This window comes from Pseudomonas gregormendelii (assembly GCF_017114825.1).
In the GTDB taxonomy this organism is placed as follows: Bacteria; Pseudomonadota; Gammaproteobacteria; order Pseudomonadales; family Pseudomonadaceae; genus Aquipseudomonas; species Aquipseudomonas gregormendelii.
Genome location: NZ_JADEVO010000001.1, coordinates 115,789 through 132,162, shown reverse-complemented (window position 1 = coordinate 132,162; position 16,374 = coordinate 115,789). Strand labels below are relative to the sequence as shown.

The following is a 16,374-nucleotide window of genomic DNA, read 5'->3' as shown; positions in this document are numbered from 1 at the left end:
ACCGGATTTTTGTTGCTATCCCGCCACCAGCAGTACACTGATAGTGTTACCGCCAGTCGCTGGATTGATTGCTCGGGTTTTCCCATAGCAAAGCCCGTACCAGACCGCCCGCCAAAGCGATTCAAAGACAGGTCAATAGCAAAACTTGTAACCTTGCGACATCTTCTTAACTGATCAACCAGACGCGCACTCAGATCTCGCACTCAATGAGAGCGCACGCACAAAAATGGAGCGAACATGACCGAGCCCCTGATTCTTCAACCCGTCAAGCCAGCAGACGCCTGTGTTATCTGGCTGCACGGCCTGGGCGCCGACCGTTATGACTTCCTGCCAGTGGCCGAAGCGTTGCAGGAAACCCTGTTGAGCACCCGCTTTGTTTTACCCCAGGCACCCACGCGCGCGGTCACCATAAATGGTGGCTACGAGATGCCCAGCTGGTACGACATATTGGCCATGAACCCGGCCCGGGCAATCAGCCGCGAGCAGCTGGATGAATCAGCAAAACGGGTGCTGGACTTGATCGAAACCGAGCGCGCCAGCGGAATAGACACCTCGCGAATTTTTCTCGCCGGTTTTTCCCAGGGCGGTGCCGTGGTGTTGCACGCGGCCTTCCTGAAATGGCAAGGCCCGCTGGGTGGCGTACTTGCCCTCTCCACCTACGCTCCGACGTTCAGCGACGAGCTGGACATTTCCGCCAGCCAGCAGCGTATTCCCGTGCTGTGCCTGCACGGCCAATACGATGACGTTGTGCAAAATTCGATGGGGCGCAGTGCCTACGAGCACTTGAAGGCCCGTGGTGTCACCGTGACATGGCAGGAATACCCAATGGGGCACGAAGTGTTACCCGAAGAGATCAGCGATATCGGCGCCTGGCTGACCGAGCGCCTACGCTAAACAGACTGTGTAAAAGCTGCCTTTGATCATCACACTACGCCGCGCCCGATTCTTGCATTACACTGGCCGGCGTACATTCCTTAATCAATTGATGAGATGACCGTGCTCAAAGCACTCAAGAAAATGTTCGGTAAAAGCGAGACTGAGCAGCTCGCGCCAGCCTCCAGCGCTCCGTCTCACTCACCCAGCCACCGCGCCGACGGTAATCAGTCTGGCCGGACCGCCACCGCAGCGGTACCCAAGCACGAGCCGATGACCCCACCGGCTGCCCCCACTGTCGAGGTAACAGCCGACGAGCCGCCGCGCAGCGAAGCCCCCAAGCCTGTCAGGCCGCGTCGCGAACCCAAGCCCAAGGCACCGGTTATTCCCTGGAAACTCGAAGACTTCGTCGTCGAACCCCAGGAAGGCAAAACCCGTTTCCACGATTTCAAACTCGCCCCTGAATTGATGCACGCCATCCAGGACCTGGGCTTCCCGTATTGCACGCCGATCCAGGCCCAGGTGCTGGGCTTTACCCTTGCTGGCAAGGATGCCATCGGCCGCGCCCAGACCGGCACCGGCAAGACCGCTGCGTTCCTGATCTCGATCATCACCCAGTTGCTGCAAACCCCGCCGCCCAAAGAGCGCTACATGGGCGAGCCACGGGCATTGATCATCGCGCCAACCCGGGAACTGGTGGTGCAGATTGCCAAGGACGCCGCTGACCTGACCAAGTACACCGGCCTCAATGTCATGACGTTCGTTGGCGGCATGGACTTCGACAAGCAGCTCAAGCATCTCGAAGCCCGTCACTGCGACATCCTCGTGGCCACGCCCGGCCGTTTGCTGGACTTCAACCAGCGCGGCGACGTGCACCTGGACATGGTCGAAGTCATGGTCCTGGACGAAGCCGACCGCATGCTCGACATGGGTTTCATTCCGCAGGTGCGGCAGATCATTCGCCAGACCCCGCCGAAGAACGAGCGTCAGACGCTGCTGTTCTCCGCGACCTTCACCGAAGACGTGATGAACCTGGCCAAGCAATGGACCACCGAGCCGTCGATCGTCGAGATCGAGTCGCAGAACGTCGCCAGCGAAAACGTCGAGCAGCACATCTACGCCGTTGCCGGTGCCGACAAATACAAACTGCTCTACAACCTGGTCAACGACAACGGCTGGGAGCGGGTGATGGTGTTCGCCAACCGCAAGGACGAAGTGCGTCGCATCGAAGAACGGCTGGTGCGTGATGGCGTCAACGCCGCGCAGTTGTCCGGTGACGTACCGCAGCACAAGCGCATCAAGACGCTGGAAGGCTTCCGCGAAGGCAAGATCCGCGTGCTGGTCGCCACCGATGTTGCCGGTCGCGGCATTCACATTGACGGCATCAGCCACGTGATCAACTTCACCCTGCCGGAAATGCCGGACGACTACGTGCATCGTATCGGCCGCACCGGACGTGCGGGCGCCGATGGCGTGTCCATCAGCTTCGCCGGTGAAGACGACTCCTACCAGTTGCCGTCCATCGAGGCACTGCTGGGTCGCAAGATCAGCTGCGAGACGCCGCCGACCCATTTGTTGCGGGCGGTTGAGCGTAAGCGCCCGTAAATACGGGCCGCAGTAGAAGAGGCGCAGCCGGCAACGGACTGCGCTTTTTTTTGCCTGGTTTTTCTCGAACGGAGCTTGCCGGAATAAACTAAAAGTCCATAATAGACAAAATAGTTCAGATGCAGTCTCCGGAGCCGTTCATGTCCAGCACGCCTTACGTGATTACCCAACCTCAAGCACGCGAGTTGCTCGATCAAATCGACGTGCCGCAGATCCTGCGCAAACTGTTCCGTGACCTGGCCGCAGGCCACGCGGTGCAACCGGCGCAGCAACTGGTTGAATTCCCCCAAGGCGCTGGCGACTTCATCAACTACTTGGGCGTGCTGGCCAAAGATGGCGTTTATGGGGTCAAGACGTCGCCTTACATCGTGCGCGAGCAAGGCCCGTTGGTGACGGCGTGGACGCTGCTGATGTCGATGCAGACCGGTCAACCGCTGTTGCTCTGTGATGCCGGTGAACTGACCACGGCACGTACGGCAGCGACCACCGCCGTGGCGGTCGATGCCCTGGCGCCGCCAACAGCGCAGCGCCTGGCAATTATCGGCAGCGGCAAGGTGGCCCAGGCGCACCTGCATTACGTGAAGGGCCTGCGTGCCTGGCAGAGCATCAACCTGTATTCCCCGAGCCTGGACGGTCTTGACGCTGGAGCGAAGGCACGGCTCACAGGGCTTGATCCGCGCCTGACGCTGGTTTCCAGTCGCGAAGCGGCCGTCCTGGACGCTGACGTGATTATGCTGTGTACCTCCTCCGCCGGCCCCGTCATCGACCCGTCCACCTTGAGCAAACCGGCCCTGATCACCTCCATCAGCACCAACGCGCCACGGGCTCACGAAGTGCCGCCGCACTGCCTCAACGCCATGCAGGTGTTCTGCGACTATCGTGTGACCACGCCCGGTTCGGCCGGGGAAATGCTGATTGCCGGCGAACAGCATGGCTGGGACAAGGACAGTATCGTCGGCGACCTGCCCGAGCTGATGAGCGAAAAAGTGCAGCGTCCGGCCTACGATCGCCACGTGTTCTTCCGCTCGATCGGTCTGGGCCTGGAAGACATCGCACTGGCCAATGCCATCTACCGCCTACAGCACTAACACCACCAACCCCTGTAGGAGCTGCCGAAGGCTGCGATCTTTTGATCTTGACCTGGTAAAAGCAAGATCAAAAGATCGCAGCCTGCGGCAGCTTCTACACAGGGGGGTATCAATAACATTGGCATTTGCGCCCATCAGGAGACATGCATGAGCCAGGCAGACTTCATCATCATCGGCGGCGGCATTGCCGGCGCTTCCACCGGTTTCTGGCTGTCGCAGCACGCGCGGGTGATTGTGCTCGAACGCGAATCCCATCCGGGCTACCACTCCACCGGCCGTTCCGCGGCGTTGTACACCGCCGCTTACGGCACACCACAGGTTCGGGCATTGACCCAGGCCAGCCGGGATTTCTTCGATGCACCACCGCCAGGCTTCTGCGAACATCCACTGCTGACCCCGCGCGGCGAGATGACGGTGGACTTCAGCGGCGACCCTGCCGAACTGCAGAACCAGTACCTGAGCGCCAAGGCCACAGTGCCGCAGATGCAGCTGCTCAGCGCCGAGGAAGCGTGCGTGCGCCTGCCGATCTTGCGCCGGGAAAAAGTTCATGGCGCCATCTATGACCCGACCGCCAGCGACATTGATACCGATGCGCTGCATCAGGGTTACCTGCGTGGAATCCGCCGCAACCAGGGCCAGGTTCTGACCGATACTCAGGTGGTGAGCCTGAGCCGGGACGCCGAGGGCATCTGGCAGGTGCAAACCGACGGCCAAACCTTTAGCGCCCCGGTCATCATCAATGCGGCAGGCGCCTGGGCGGACAAAATCGGCGCCCTCGCTGGCGCGCAGCCACTGGGCCTGCAACCCAAGCGCCGCGCGGCGTTCATCTTTGCCGGGCCCGAAGGCGTGGACATCCACCACTGGCCTATGCTGGTCAGCCTGGATGAATCCTTCTATATGAAGCCCGACGCCGGGATGTTCCTTGGCTCCCCAGCCAACGCCGACCCGGTCGAACCCCATGATGTGCAACCCGAAGAGCTGGACATTGCCATGGGCATCTACCAGATCGAGGAGGCCACCACCCTGACCATCCGCCGCCCGACCCGCACCTGGGCGGGCTTGCGCAGTTTTGTCAGCGACGGCGATTTGCTGTCCGGCTTCGATCCGCAGGTACCTGGACTGTTCTGGGTGGCGGCTCAAGGCGGTTACGGGATTCAGACCTCTCCAGCGATGGGCCAGGCCAGCGCTGCACTGGTGCGCGGCCAGGACCTGCCGGAAGCCCTGTCGAAATTCGGCCTCAATGCCGCCATGCTCGCACCCGCCCGCCTGAACCAGCAGGGGTAGTCAGGTGACGTCCACTCCCGTTTGCTGCAAACTTCCAGCGCCCTGCCTTATGGGCGCTGACGTCGCCCGGAGCACCACTGAATGAACGCCCCCGAGAAAGATCCGGCCCTGGATAACTACCGAGCCATCAGCGACGCGATTGCGACGCTGTTCTTTCCCCATGCCGAAGTGGTGCTGCACGATCTGCGCACGCAGAAAGTCGACTACATCGCCAACAACCTGTCGAAACGTGAAGTCGGTGACGATTCCTCGCTGGAAGACATGCTCAGTGAAGAGGTTAGCGAACGAAACATCGGGCCGTATGAAAAGCTCAACTGGGATGGTCAGAAAATTCGCAGCCTGAGCAGCGTGTTGCGTGACAGCGCTGGCCATCCTTTGGCGGTGCTGTGCATCAATCTGAATATTTCGCTGTTCGAAAACGCCAAGGCGGCGCTGGATCTTTTCCTGTCGCCGAGCAAGCTGATACCGCAACCGGACTCACTGTTCCGTGATGACTGGCAGGAGCGGATCAACACCTTCCTCCATGCCTGGCTGCGCGAGCGACAGCTGAGCCTGAGCATGCTGACCCGCGACCACAAACGCGAACTGGTCCTGGCTCTGCACGCCGAAGGCGCCTTCAAAGGCAAAAGCGCCTCCAACTATGTGGCCAATGTCCTGAACATGGGACGGGCGACGGTTTACAAACATTTGAAGGAACTCAAGGGCTGACCTGACTCTCCCGGGGCCGGCTTGCAAGGGGTGACTGTACAGGCCTCATCGCGGGCAAGCCTTGCTCCCACAGATCTCACCGACTGTGGTTACAGGGCTTGCCGCCACTGCCAGACCTCACCACCTGTGGGGGCAAGGCTTGCCCGCGATAAGGCCATCAGCTACACCTTTGCAATCCGCCCGTGCAAAAGGTGCGGTGGCTATTCCAGCGCGGATGCTGGCCCGAAGAACTCGTAGCGGCTTTGCTTCTCCGGCACACCCAGCGCCTTGAGATGGCGCTTGACCGCCGCCATGAAGCCCTTGGGCCCAAGGAAATAGGCATCCAGATCGCGTTCCTGCGGCAACCACTCGCCTAACTGTTCCTGGCTCAACACCCCCACCTTGTGCGCCGCCGGGCTCACGCCGTCATCTTCGGCATAGCAGTAGAACCGCTTGAGCTGCGGATGACGTTCGGCAAGCCCGTCGATCCAGTCACGAAACGCATGGACGCTGCCATTGCGCGCGCAATGGATGAAGTGCACCGGACGCTCAGTTGCCAGCGCCGCCTCAAGCATCGCCAGGGTCGGGGTAATACCAACGCCGCCACTGATCAGCACCAGGGGTTTGTTACTGGCGCTCAGGGTAAATTCACCCGATGGCGGGAACAGCTGGATGGACGCACCGACGTGCAGTTGATCGTGCAGGTGGTTGGAGGCACGACCGCCGTGCTCACGCTTGACGCTGATGCGGTATTGGCCATTGGTCAAGGCCGACAGTGAATAGTTACGGCGAATTTCTTCACCATCGAGTACCAGTTTCATGCCGATGTACTGGCCAGGCTCTGCTGCCAGGATCGGGCCCTTGTCGGCAGGCTCGAAGTAGAACGAAATGATCTCCGCACTCTCCTCGACCTTGGCCGCCACGATGAACTCCCGCGCGCCACGCCAGCCGCCAGGTGCCTGTTCCTTCTGGTCGTAGATGCTTTTTTCCGCGCCGATCAGGATATCGGCCAGCTGACCATAGGCAGCGCCCCAGGCGGCCATCACTTCAGGCGTGGCGATCTCGTCACCCAGCACTTCGGAAATGGCACGCAGCAAACAGCTGCCAACGATCGGGTAATGCTCCGGCAGGATTTGCAGGGCCACGTGCTTGTTGATGATCTTGGCCACCAGATCACCCAACTGGTCGAGTTGATCGATGTGACGGGCATACATCAGCACACCGTTGGCCAGGGCACGCGGCTGGTCACCACTGGCCTGGTGGGCCTGGTTGAACAAAGGGCGCACTTCAGGGTACTCGGAGAGCATCATCCGGTAGAAATGGGTAATTAATGTTTCGCCACCGCTTTCCAGCGACGGCACGGTGGATTTGACGATGGCACGATCTTGAGCGCTCAGCATAAGGTAACTCCTGGGTTTCTATTCGTTTGCCCTTACGTATCAGTTTTCATGCCAGATTTAATTTTCATATATATCAATAGCTTACCAACTATATAGTCATTTAGACCTGATTTGATTTATAGTCATATCGACTATATGGAGTCACTATGACTGCAAAATCCTTGCTCACCACGCTGCTTCCGCTGGTCTCTGACCTGTCCCGCGAGCTCCCGGAGGGCGAGCGCTATCGACGCCTGCTCGAAGCCATGCGCGCCCTGCTGCCGTGCGATGCCGCAGCCCTGCTGCGCATCGATGGCGAATGGCTGGTGCCCCTGGCAGTCGACGGCCTGAGCACCGATACCCTGGGGCGGCGCTTTAAGATCAGCGAGCATCCGCGGTTCGAAGCGCTGCTCAGCAGTCCGGGCCCCACCCGGTTTGCCGCCGATAGCGAGCTGCCAGACCCCTACGATGGGCTGGTCGATGGCCTGCATGAGCATCTGGAAGTCCATGACTGCATGGGCTGCCCGTTGTTTATCGACGAACGCCCCTGGGGCCTGCTGACGCTCGATGCCCTAGATCCGCAACGCTTCGAACCGATTGAGCTGGATGCGCTGCAAGCGTTCGCCAGCCTGGCGGCGGCCACGGTCAATGCAGCCGAACGGATCGAACGCCTGGCCAACAGGGCCGAAGACGAGCATCAGCGCGCCGAGGTTTATCGCCAGGCGAGCGGCCAGCAGAACCGCGAGATGATTGGCCAGAGCAAGGCGCTCAAACGCCTGGTTGAAGAAATCGACCTGGTGGGCAGCAGCGACCTCACCGTACTGATCACTGGCGAAACCGGGGTCGGCAAGGAACTGGTGGCCCAGGCCATCCACGCTGCGTCTGCCCGCGCCGAGAAACCGATCATCAGCCTCAACTGCGCCGCCCTGCCCGACACCCTGGTGGAAAGCGAGCTATTCGGCCACGTGCGCGGCGCCTTCACCGGCGCCACCAATGACCGGCGCGGCAAATTCGAACTGGCCAATGGCGGCACGCTGTTTCTCGACGAAGTGGGCGAGCTGTCGCTGACTGTGCAGGCCAAACTGCTGCGCGTGCTGCAAAGCGGCCAGCTGCAACGACTGGGGTCGGACAAGGAACATCAGGTGAACGTGCGCTTGATTGCCGCGACCAACCGCGACCTGGCCGAGGAAGTGCGCAGTGGTCGCTATCGTGCCGATTTTTATCACCGGCTGAGCGTCTATCCCCTGCTGGTGCCGGCGCTGCGCGACCGCGGGCGCGATGTACTGTTGCTCAGCGGATACTTCCTTGAGCAGAACCGCTCACGCATGGGCCTCAACAGCCTGCGTCTGAGCAGCGATGCCCAGGCCGCGTTGCTGGCCTACGACTGGCCGGGCAACGTGCGAGAGCTGGAGCACCTGATTGGCCGCAGCGCCCTGAAGGCGCTGGGTCACTGCAAGGAGCGGCCGAAGATTCTCACCTTGAGCGCGGCGGATCTGGACCTGCCCTACGGCAACGTCGAAGCAGTGCCAGAGCAACCCGCCGGTGCAGCGGTGGCACTGGTGTCGGGTGACCTGCGTGAAGCAACCGAAAATTATCAGCGACAACTGATCAGCGCTTGCCTGGAACGCCACCACGACAATTGGGCCAGCGCGGCGCGGGAGCTGGGCCTGGATCGGGCGAACCTTGGACGCATGGCCAAGCGCCTCGGCATGAAGTAACAGAGCTCGTTCGATCTTTTGATCCATCGAACATCGATTGAAGGCTAAAGCCTGCCCCCGACAAGTCGATAACCCGGCATCGATAGTTGTTGGCGGTCCCCGGCCCGCCCATCACCTTTCTCCACAGAAGGTTTTTATGTCCTCCACCAAAGCCCGCGCAGACTCACTCTCGCTTCTGCTATTTACCTTGCGCAGCGGCAAGCTGATGGCGATTAACCTGCTGAAAGTCAGTGAAATCATCCCCTGCCCGCCGCTGACCAAAATGCCGGAGTCACACCCCCACGTCAAAGGCATCGCCAGCCTGCGCGGAATGTCGTTGTCGGTGATTGACCTCAGCCGTGCCATTGGCGAACGACCGCTGGAAGACCCCAACGGTGGCTGCCTGATCGTCACCGATGTCAGCCGCTCCAAACAGGGCCTGCACGTGCAGGCAGTGAGCAAGATCGTCCACTGCCTGACCACCGATATCCGCCCACCGCCCTACGGCTCTGGCGGCTCGCGCTCGTACATCACCGGGGTCACCTCGGTCGATGGCACGCTGGTGCAGGTGCTGGATATCGAAAAGGTCATCCACGGCATTGCCCCGGCCCAGATCGAATCGGCACCGACCGAACTCAGCATGGAAGACGCCGACATACTCGGCAACGCCCGGATCCTGGTGGTCGATGACAGCCAGACCGCATTGCAGCAATCGGTGCACACCCTGCGCAACCTCGGCCTGCAGTGCCACACTGCCCGCAGCGCCAAGGAGGCCATCGATTGCCTGCTGGACTTGCAAGGCACCGAACAGCAGATCAACCTGATCGTTTCAGACATAGAAATGTCGGAGATGGACGGCTATGCCTTCACCCGGACCTTGCGTGAAACCCCGGATTTCTCCCACCTCTATGTGTTGCTCCACACGTCTCTGGACAGTGCGATGAACAGCGAAAAGGCTCGTCTTGCCGGCGCCAACGCCGTGTTGACCAAGTTCTCCTCGCCGGAACTGACCAAGTGCCTGATCGAAGCCGCCAAGACCGTTGCAGAACAAGGTCATTGAGGTGTGAGCAAGGATTTCTGTTTTCTGCTGCGGCGCGACCTCGCTGAAGCGGTGCCTGCGATCACTTGGCCGCAGGGTATTGTCCTCTGCGAGTACCGCCCGGACCTGGCTGAAGCCGTTCATCGTTTGATGGAACAGGGTTATCTGCACGGTGGCGGTCGCGTGCCGGCCCTGGATACCTGGCAAAGGCGTTTTGAAACCGATCCCGAGTACGACCCGTCCCTGTGCTTCATCGCGCTGGACGATGAAGGGATTGTGGGTGTCTGCCAGTGCTGGACGAGTGCCTACATCAAAAACCTGGTGGTGCATCCGCGGGCCCAAGGCCGAGGTTTAGGCCAGGCACTGCTGCTCCATGCTTTCAACATATTCCAGTGTCGGCGCGAAGGATTTGTCGATTTGAAGGTGCTGGAAGACAACCTGAGGGCGCAGCGGTTGTATGAGCATGTCGGGATGTATGTGGTTCGGCGCGAACCGGTACCTGCCTGATATCGCCAGGATCGCAGCCTGCGGCAGCTCCTGCAGACGAACGCGGTCGACCCTGTAGGAGCTGCCGAAGGCTGCGATCTTTTGGCGGTCGGGCAAACTTATCCTGTGGAGGCATACTCCAACTTCGGACAACCCATGCCCCAGGATCCCGGAACCCATGAAAGCAATCACCCTGACCTTCATCTGCCTCGGCGCCCTCGCCACTCAGGCCCAGGCTTCCAGCTCCGACGCCTGGGCCGCCTTCGACAAGGCTGTGCTCACCAGTTGCACCAAGGCGAGCGGCCTGAAGAACGCCAAACCGGTTGGCAACGCCGCTCAATTCGATGACCGGGTCGAGTACACCGCACTGCTGCTGCAAGGCCAGTACCCGCAAAAACACATGAAAGGCCAGCAAGGCACCGAGCTGTGCCTCTACAACAAGAAAAGCAAAACAGCCTATGTCACCGAGTGGGATTCCATCCGCCCGCCGGCCAAAAACCGGTGAATGGCGCATAACTTGCTTCCAGGCAGGCCTGCGTGGTGATTTTCCGTCACCGCTTGACTGCCTTCGGATGCGACTGACTGCTCAATGAATACGACGTTTTCCTGCGTAGGTTGTGGCAAATGCTGCACCGATCACCATGTCCCCCTGACCCTGGATGAAGCCCGCATGTGGGCCGCTGACGGCGGTCAGGTGATCGTGCTGGTCGAGGGTTTTCTCGCTAATGGCCTGGGCCTGCCAGTGCAGCAACGCGAACATGCCGAGCGTCGCTCGGTGCAGGTCAGCAGCGGCGAAACCGAGGCCTTCGTGGCCATTACCTTTGCCGCCTACAACCAGGGTCGCTGCCGGAATCTTGACGAAGACAACCTGTGTCGCATCTATGACCGCCGCCCGTTGGTCTGCCGCATCTACCCCATGGAGATCAATCCGCACATTCCGCTCGACATCGCGGTGAAGGAATGCCCGCCACAATCGTGGGAAAGCGGCCCGAACCTGATCGTCGGCGGCACCCTGGTAGATCAGCCACTGGCCGAGCTGATCCAGCGCTCCCGCCAGGCGGACCGCGACGACGTGCTGGTCAAGGATGCGATGTGCGCGCTATTGGGCATTCGCACCACGGCGTTGAAGGGCGACGGGTTCACCGCGTACCTGCCGGATATGGCGGAATTTGCCACGATCTTCGATGAGCTGGCCGGCCAGACGCTGCCGGAATGGGCCAGTGAGTGGCTGTTCCATGTGTCAGGCGACGACATCGCCGGCCAGGTGCAAGCCGCCGGTGCCGAGGTGACCAGCGAGGCAGCGCAAAACTATGCGTTTATTTCGTTGCGGTCGGCCTGATCTGAACACCTATCGCGGCCAAGCCCGCCCCTGTGGGAACGAGCCTGCTCGCGATGGCAGTGCACCCATCAGCAATTATCCAGAAACCTAGCGCTTACCCATCGAACGACGGGTACCCGGAGGCGCAGCGCCTGGGGTCTTGGTGTGGCCATTCTTCGCGCCATTCTTGTACCAGGGCTGGCTGGCGTTTTTTGTCGCAGCGAGCTCACCTGGCTTGAACGGGAACTTGAAGGCCGGGATTGCAGTTTTGGTTTCGCTGTCTGCGTTGGAGTCGACGCTGTCTGGCAAGTCTGCCGAGGCGTCGCTCGAAGCGTCGGCAACCGGCGGTTGTGTCGGGGAAGTCATGAAAGCTCCGGGTGATGCAAAAGAGTCGGGCCCGGTCAGCGAGCCGCGAAAGGCGGCAGTATACCTGCCCGGCCGACCCACGCACGCGCACCTTCGGTCGGCACTGCAAGAATTTTCAACGCCTGCTGACAACCGCTGCCTACGGGTAGGTGACGGTGCCTCTTACAGCCTTGGCAGCCAAACTGACAGCGCTGTCAGTTGGCAGTCACTTTGCTGACGGTGTAACAGGGCTATAAGGGAGGTATAAATCTCCCTCCCATTTCGATCTTCTGCCCGGCGCCCCACTCGCATGCGAATCCAGAAAAAGACCGCCCTGCTCGCCACCCTTCTGATCGCGCTGATTGCGCTGGGCATCTGGTACCTGAGCAAGCCAGCCACGGCGAAACTGGCCACGCCGAACGCCATTCCCGTGCGCGTAGTGAACGTCGCTGAAAAAGATGTTCCGCGCTTTGTCAGCGGCATTGGTTCAGTGCTGTCCCTGCACAGTGTGGTGGTGCGTCCGCAGATCGATGGTGTGCTCACCAAATTGCTGGTCAAGGAAGGACAATTGGTGAAAGCAGGCGACCTGCTCGCCACCATCGATGACCGCACGATTCGCGCCAACCTTGATCAGGCCCGCGCGCAATTGGGTGAAAGCCAGGCGCAGTTGCAGGTGGCACTGGTCAACCTCAAGCGCTACAAATTGCTCAGCGTCGACGATGGCGTGTCGAAGCAGACCTATGATCAGCAGCAGGCGCTGGTCAACCAGCTCAAGGCCACGGCCCAAGGTAACCAGGCCTCGATCGATGCGGCGCAAGTACAACTTTCCTACACGCAGATTCGCTCCCCGGTCACCGGGCGAGTGGGTATTCGCACGGTAGACGAAGGCAATGTCCTGCGCATGACCGATACGCAGGGGCTATTCACGGTGACCCAGATCGACCCGATTGCCGTGGAGTTTTCCCTGCCCCAGCAAATGCTGCCGACCCTGCAAGGCCTGATCAACGACCCCGAGCATGCGCAGGTATCAGCCTACATCGGTGCCGACACCGACGGCGAGACCGGCAACCTGCTGGGCGAGGGGCATCTGACGCTGATCGACAACCAGATCAATGCGAACACCGGGACCATCCGCGCCAAGGCCGAATTCAACAATCCCGGGCAAAAACTCTGGCCCGGCCTGCTGGTGACGGTAAAAATTCAGACAGCCCTGGATAAAGCCGCGCTGGTGGTTCCACCCACGGTCGTACAGCGCGGGCTTGATCAACATTTCGTCTACCGGGTCAAGGGTGACAAGGTTGAAATCGTCCCTGTGCAGATGGTGTATCAAGGCAGCGGGCAGGACATTATCAAGGGCGTGAAGCCCGGCGATGTACTGGTCAGTGACGGTCAATCCCGGCTCAAGCCCGGCTCCACGGTGCAGGTGCTGACCGAGCCGCCGCAGGTCGTGCAGTCGGAGCCCAAGTCATGAAAGGCCGCGGTTCGGTTTCCGCCTGGTGCATCGATCATCCGGTCGCGACGATCCTGCTGACGTTCGCCCTGGTGCTGCTCGGGGTGATCGCGTTCCCGAAATTGCCGATCGCACCCCTGCCGGAAGCCGAATTCCCCACCATCCAGGTGGCTGCGCAATTGCCCGGGGCCAGCCCGGAAACCATGGCTTCATCGGTGGCCACGCCGCTTGAAGTGCAATTCAGCGCCATCCCCGGCGTGACCCAGATGACCTCGAGCAGCGCCCTGGGCTCGACCAACCTGACCCTGCAGTTCACCCTCGACAAAAGCATCGACACCGCCGCCCAGGAAGTGCAGGCGGCGATCAACACGGCCTCAGGCAAACTGCCCAAGGACATGCCTAACCTGCCAACCTGGCGCAAGGTCAACCCGGCCGACAGCCCGGTGCTGATCCTCAGCATCAATTCGACCCTGCTGCCCGGCCCGGAACTCAGCGATCTGGTGGAAACCCTGCTGGCGCGGCAGATCAGTCAGATCGACGGCGTAGGCCAAATCAATATTACCGGTCAGCAGCGTCCGGCCATCCGCGTCCAGGCTTCCGCAGACAAGCTCGCAGCGATCGGCCTGACCCTGGCCGACATCCGCGTGGCCATTCAGCAGACCAGCCTCAACCTGGCCAAAGGTGCGCTGTACGGTGAATCAAGCATCTCGACCCTGTCAACCAACGATCAGTTGTTCCACCCCGAGGAATACGGCCAACTCATTGTTTCCTACAAGGACGGTGCCCCGGTTCATCTCAAGGACGTGGCCAAAGTCGTCAACGGTTCGGAAGATGCCTACGTGCAAGCCTGGGCCGGTGATCAACCCGGGGTGAACCTGGTGATCTCGCGCCAGCCGGGGGCCAACATTGTCGAAACAGTCGACCGCATCCAGGCCGCGTTGCCCGGCCTGGAGGCCATGTTGCCGGCCTCGGTCCAGGTCAAGGTGCTGATCGACCGCACGCAGACCATCCGTGCGTCGCTGCACGAGGTGGAAATTACCCTGCTGATCGCAATCGCCCTGGTCGTCGCGGTCATGGCGCTGTTCCTGCGCCAGCTCTCCGCAACGCTGATCGTCTCGGCGGTTCTGGGGGTTTCGCTGGTCGCCAGTTTCGCCCTGATGTACATCATGGGCTTCAGCCTGAATAACCTGACCCTGGTTGCCATCGTGGTGGCCGTGGGGTTTGTGGTCGACGATGCGATTGTGGTGGTGGAGAACATCCACCGTCACCTGGAGGCCGGCGATGGCATGCGCGAGGCGGCGATCAAAGGTGCGGGCGAGATCGGTTTCACCGTGGTCTCGATCAGCTTCTCGCTGGTGGCGGCGTTCATCCCGCTGCTGTTCATGGGCGGCGTGGTCGGGCGGCTGTTCAAGGAGTTCGCCCTGACCGCCACCGCTACCATCATGATTTCGGTCGTAGTGTCGCTGACCCTCGCGCCGACCCTGGCCGCGCTGTTCATGCGTGCGCCGGTGCATCATGCCAACCGCAAGCCGGGGTTCGGCGAACGCCTGCTGGGGTGGTACGAAAAAGGCTTGCGTCGTGCCCTGGCGCACCAGAAGCTGATGATCGGGGTGTTCGGCGTTTCGTTGGGCCTGGCCATTGCCGGCTACATATTCATTCCCAAGGGTTTCTTTCCGGTGCAGGACACCGGGTTCGTCCTGGGCACCACCGAAGCCGCTGCGGATATTTCCTACGGTGACATGGTGAAAAAACACCTGGCCATGGCCGAGATAGTCGCCGCCGACCCGGCCGTGCAGGTGTTCTCCCATTCGGTCGGCGTGTCGGGCAGCAACCAGACCATCGCCAACGGCCGGTTCTGGATATCCCTGAAAAAACGCGGCGACCGTGATGTCTCGGCCAGCGAGTTCATCGACCGGATTCGTCCGCAATTGATGAAAGTCCCCGGCATCGTGCTGTACCTGCGTGCCGGCCAGGACATCAACCTGAGCTCCGGCCCGAGCCGCGCGCAGTATCAATACGTGCTCAAGAGCAACGACGGCGCGACGCTCAGCACCTGGACCCAGCGCCTGACCGACAAGCTGCGCAGCAATCCGGCGTTCCGCGACATCTCCAACGACCTGCAACTGGGCGGCAGCATCACCCACATCAGCATCGACCGCAGCGCCGCCGCGCGTTTCGGCCTGACCGCAAGCGATGTCGACGAAGCGCTGTACGACGCCTTCGGCCAGCGCCAGATCAACGAATTTCAGACCCAGATCAACCAGTACAACGTCATTCTGGAGCTGGACACCCGGCAACGCGGCAAAGCAGAAAGCCTCAACTATTTCTATCTGCGCTCGCCATTGAGCGGGGAAATGGTGCCCCTTTCGGCCCTCGCCCGATTCGATGCGCCAACGGTGGGCCCGCTGTCCATTGCCCACGATGGCATGTTCCCGGCCGCCAACCTGTCATTCAACCTGGCCCCCGGCGTGGCCTTGGGCGATGCAGTGATCATGCTCAACCAGGCCAAGGCCGAGATCGGCATGCCTGCCGCCATGAGCGGTAATTTCCAGGGCGCAGCCCAGGCCTTCCAGAGTTCGCTGGCCAGCCAGCCGTGGCTGATCCTGGCGGCGCTGGTGGCCGTGTACATCATCCTCGGCGTGCTCTACGAGAGCTTTGTCCACCCGCTGACCATTATCTCGACGCTGCCATCGGCGGGGCTCGGGGCCGTGATCATGCTGTGGATCTGCGGGCAGGACTTTTCGATCATGGCGCTGATCGGCCTGGTACTGCTGATCGGCATCGTGAAGAAAAACGGTATCCTGATGATTGATTTTGCCCTCGATGCCCAGCGCAACCGTGGCCTGACACCGCAAGAAGCCATCTATGAAGCCTGTATCACGCGGTTCCGGCCGATCATCATGACCACCCTCGCCGCACTGCTGGGCGCCTTGCCGTTGATGCTCGGCTACGGCACCGGCGCCGAACTGCGCCAGCCACTGGGGATTGCGGTGGTCGGTGGCCTGCTGGTGAGCCAGGCGCTGACGCTGTTCACCACGCCGGTCATATACTTGTGGCTGGAGCGGCTATTCCATCGACCTGAACCAGCCCCGGTAGCGGCGCTGGCGACCACAGACTGAGGCG

Annotated in this window: 14 protein-coding genes; 12 read left to right on the top strand and 2 right to left on the bottom strand. The window is 61.0% G+C overall.

The features are described from left to right. The first annotated feature begins 237 nt into the window (after nucleotides 1-237). The 5 genes from IMW75_RS00640 to IMW75_RS00620 all read left to right on the top strand — a co-directional run bounded on the left by IMW75_RS00640 (nucleotide 238) and on the right by IMW75_RS00620 (nucleotide 5,558). Nucleotides 238-894 carry an alpha/beta hydrolase gene (locus IMW75_RS00640; RefSeq protein ID WP_205891619.1) on the top strand — a complete coding sequence of 219 codons (657 nt, stop codon included), beginning with the start codon at nucleotides 238-240 and terminating at the stop codon, nucleotides 892-894. A 96-nt stretch (nucleotides 895-990) separates the two neighbouring features. Next, nucleotides 991-2,478 (top strand): ATP-dependent RNA helicase RhlB, encoded by a 1,488-nt coding sequence (gene rhlB / locus IMW75_RS00635; RefSeq protein WP_045062112.1) that lies wholly within the window; start codon nucleotides 991-993, stop codon nucleotides 2,476-2,478. Nucleotides 2,479-2,618: 140 nt separating this feature from the next. Then, nucleotides 2,619-3,566 carry an ornithine cyclodeaminase family protein gene (locus IMW75_RS00630; RefSeq protein WP_205891618.1) on the top strand — a complete coding sequence of 316 codons (948 nt, stop codon included), beginning with the start codon at nucleotides 2,619-2,621 and terminating at the stop codon, nucleotides 3,564-3,566. 147 nt (nucleotides 3,567-3,713) lie between these two features. Further along, on the top strand, nucleotides 3,714-4,850 hold the full coding sequence (locus tag IMW75_RS00625; RefSeq protein WP_045062110.1) for an NAD(P)/FAD-dependent oxidoreductase: 1,137 nt from the start codon (nucleotides 3,714-3,716) through the stop codon (nucleotides 4,848-4,850). Nucleotides 4,851-4,931: 81 nt separating this feature from the next. Then, complete coding sequence (locus IMW75_RS00620; RefSeq protein WP_045062109.1) at nucleotides 4,932-5,558, top strand: helix-turn-helix transcriptional regulator; 627 nt, start codon at nucleotides 4,932-4,934, stop codon at nucleotides 5,556-5,558. A gap of 200 nt (nucleotides 5,559-5,758) precedes the next feature. Here IMW75_RS00620 and hmpA read toward each other — a convergent pair whose 3' ends face one another. Further along, the gene (gene hmpA, locus IMW75_RS00615) at nucleotides 5,759-6,937 is read right to left on the bottom strand and encodes an NO-inducible flavohemoprotein (RefSeq protein WP_205891617.1); all 1,179 of its coding nucleotides are present in this window, start codon (nucleotides 6,935-6,937) and stop codon (nucleotides 5,759-5,761) included. A 146-nt stretch (nucleotides 6,938-7,083) separates the two neighbouring features. Between hmpA and norR the strand changes: the two genes are divergently transcribed. The 5 genes from norR to IMW75_RS00590 all read left to right on the top strand — a co-directional run bounded on the left by norR (nucleotide 7,084) and on the right by IMW75_RS00590 (nucleotide 11,477). Continuing rightward, a complete protein-coding gene (gene norR / locus IMW75_RS00610) occupies nucleotides 7,084-8,634 on the top strand; it encodes a nitric oxide reductase transcriptional regulator NorR (RefSeq protein WP_205891616.1) in 1,551 nt (516 codons plus the stop codon). Between the two features lie 136 nt (nucleotides 8,635-8,770). Then, on the top strand, nucleotides 8,771-9,673 hold the full coding sequence (locus IMW75_RS00605; RefSeq protein ID WP_045059306.1) for a chemotaxis protein CheV: 903 nt from the start codon (nucleotides 8,771-8,773) through the stop codon (nucleotides 9,671-9,673). 27 nt (nucleotides 9,674-9,700) lie between these two features. Next, nucleotides 9,701-10,159 carry a GNAT family N-acetyltransferase gene (locus IMW75_RS00600; protein WP_205891705.1) on the top strand — a complete coding sequence of 153 codons (459 nt, stop codon included), beginning with the start codon at nucleotides 9,701-9,703 and terminating at the stop codon, nucleotides 10,157-10,159. Nucleotides 10,160-10,316: 157 nt separating this feature from the next. After that, nucleotides 10,317-10,643, top strand: a complete 327-nt coding sequence (locus IMW75_RS00595) for a hypothetical protein (protein ID WP_045059304.1) — start codon at nucleotides 10,317-10,319, stop codon at nucleotides 10,641-10,643. An 84-nt stretch (nucleotides 10,644-10,727) separates the two neighbouring features. Further along, entirely contained in the window at nucleotides 10,728-11,477 is a 750-nt protein-coding gene (locus tag IMW75_RS00590) for a YkgJ family cysteine cluster protein (protein ID WP_205891615.1), read from the top strand. A gap of 87 nt (nucleotides 11,478-11,564) precedes the next feature. Here IMW75_RS00590 and IMW75_RS00585 read toward each other — a convergent pair whose 3' ends face one another. Further along, the gene (locus IMW75_RS00585; protein WP_045059302.1) at nucleotides 11,565-11,822 is read right to left on the bottom strand and encodes a hypothetical protein; all 258 of its coding nucleotides are present in this window, start codon (nucleotides 11,820-11,822) and stop codon (nucleotides 11,565-11,567) included. Nucleotides 11,823-12,111: 289 nt separating this feature from the next. On the opposite strand from IMW75_RS00585, the gene IMW75_RS00580 reads away from it, so the two are divergent. Both IMW75_RS00580 and IMW75_RS00575 read left to right on the top strand, forming a co-directional pair. Beyond that, nucleotides 12,112-13,272 carry an efflux RND transporter periplasmic adaptor subunit gene (locus tag IMW75_RS00580; protein WP_045059301.1) on the top strand — a complete coding sequence of 387 codons (1,161 nt, stop codon included), beginning with the start codon at nucleotides 12,112-12,114 and terminating at the stop codon, nucleotides 13,270-13,272. Beyond that, entirely contained in the window at nucleotides 13,269-16,370 is a 3,102-nt protein-coding gene (locus IMW75_RS00575; RefSeq protein WP_205891614.1) for a multidrug efflux RND transporter permease subunit, read from the top strand. Before IMW75_RS00580 ends, IMW75_RS00575 begins: the two co-directional genes overlap by 4 nt. Nucleotides 16,371-16,374: the final 4 nt, after the last annotated feature.

Coding starts and splice junctions, on each gene's coding strand:
- IMW75_RS00595 (WP_045059304.1), top strand. CDS start 10,317: ATGAAAGCAATCACCCTGACCTTCATCTGCCTCGGCGCCCTCGCCACT.
- norR (WP_205891616.1), top strand. CDS start 7,084: ATGACTGCAAAATCCTTGCTCACCACGCTGCTTCCGCTGGTCTCTGAC.
- IMW75_RS00580 (WP_045059301.1), top strand. CDS start 12,112: ATGCGAATCCAGAAAAAGACCGCCCTGCTCGCCACCCTTCTGATCGCG.
- rhlB (WP_045062112.1), top strand. CDS start 991: ATGACCGTGCTCAAAGCACTCAAGAAAATGTTCGGTAAAAGCGAGACT.
- IMW75_RS00605 (WP_045059306.1), top strand. CDS start 8,771: ATGTCCTCCACCAAAGCCCGCGCAGACTCACTCTCGCTTCTGCTATTT.
- IMW75_RS00590 (WP_205891615.1), top strand. CDS start 10,728: ATGAATACGACGTTTTCCTGCGTAGGTTGTGGCAAATGCTGCACCGAT.
- IMW75_RS00585 (WP_045059302.1), bottom strand. CDS start 11,822: ATGACTTCCCCGACACAACCGCCGGTTGCCGACGCTTCGAGCGACGCC.
- IMW75_RS00630 (WP_205891618.1), top strand. CDS start 2,619: ATGTCCAGCACGCCTTACGTGATTACCCAACCTCAAGCACGCGAGTTG.
- IMW75_RS00625 (WP_045062110.1), top strand. CDS start 3,714: ATGAGCCAGGCAGACTTCATCATCATCGGCGGCGGCATTGCCGGCGCT.
- IMW75_RS00640 (WP_205891619.1), top strand. CDS start 238: ATGACCGAGCCCCTGATTCTTCAACCCGTCAAGCCAGCAGACGCCTGT.
- IMW75_RS00620 (WP_045062109.1), top strand. CDS start 4,932: ATGAACGCCCCCGAGAAAGATCCGGCCCTGGATAACTACCGAGCCATC.
- hmpA (WP_205891617.1), bottom strand. CDS start 6,937: ATGCTGAGCGCTCAAGATCGTGCCATCGTCAAATCCACCGTGCCGTCG.
- IMW75_RS00575 (WP_205891614.1), top strand. CDS start 13,269: ATGAAAGGCCGCGGTTCGGTTTCCGCCTGGTGCATCGATCATCCGGTC.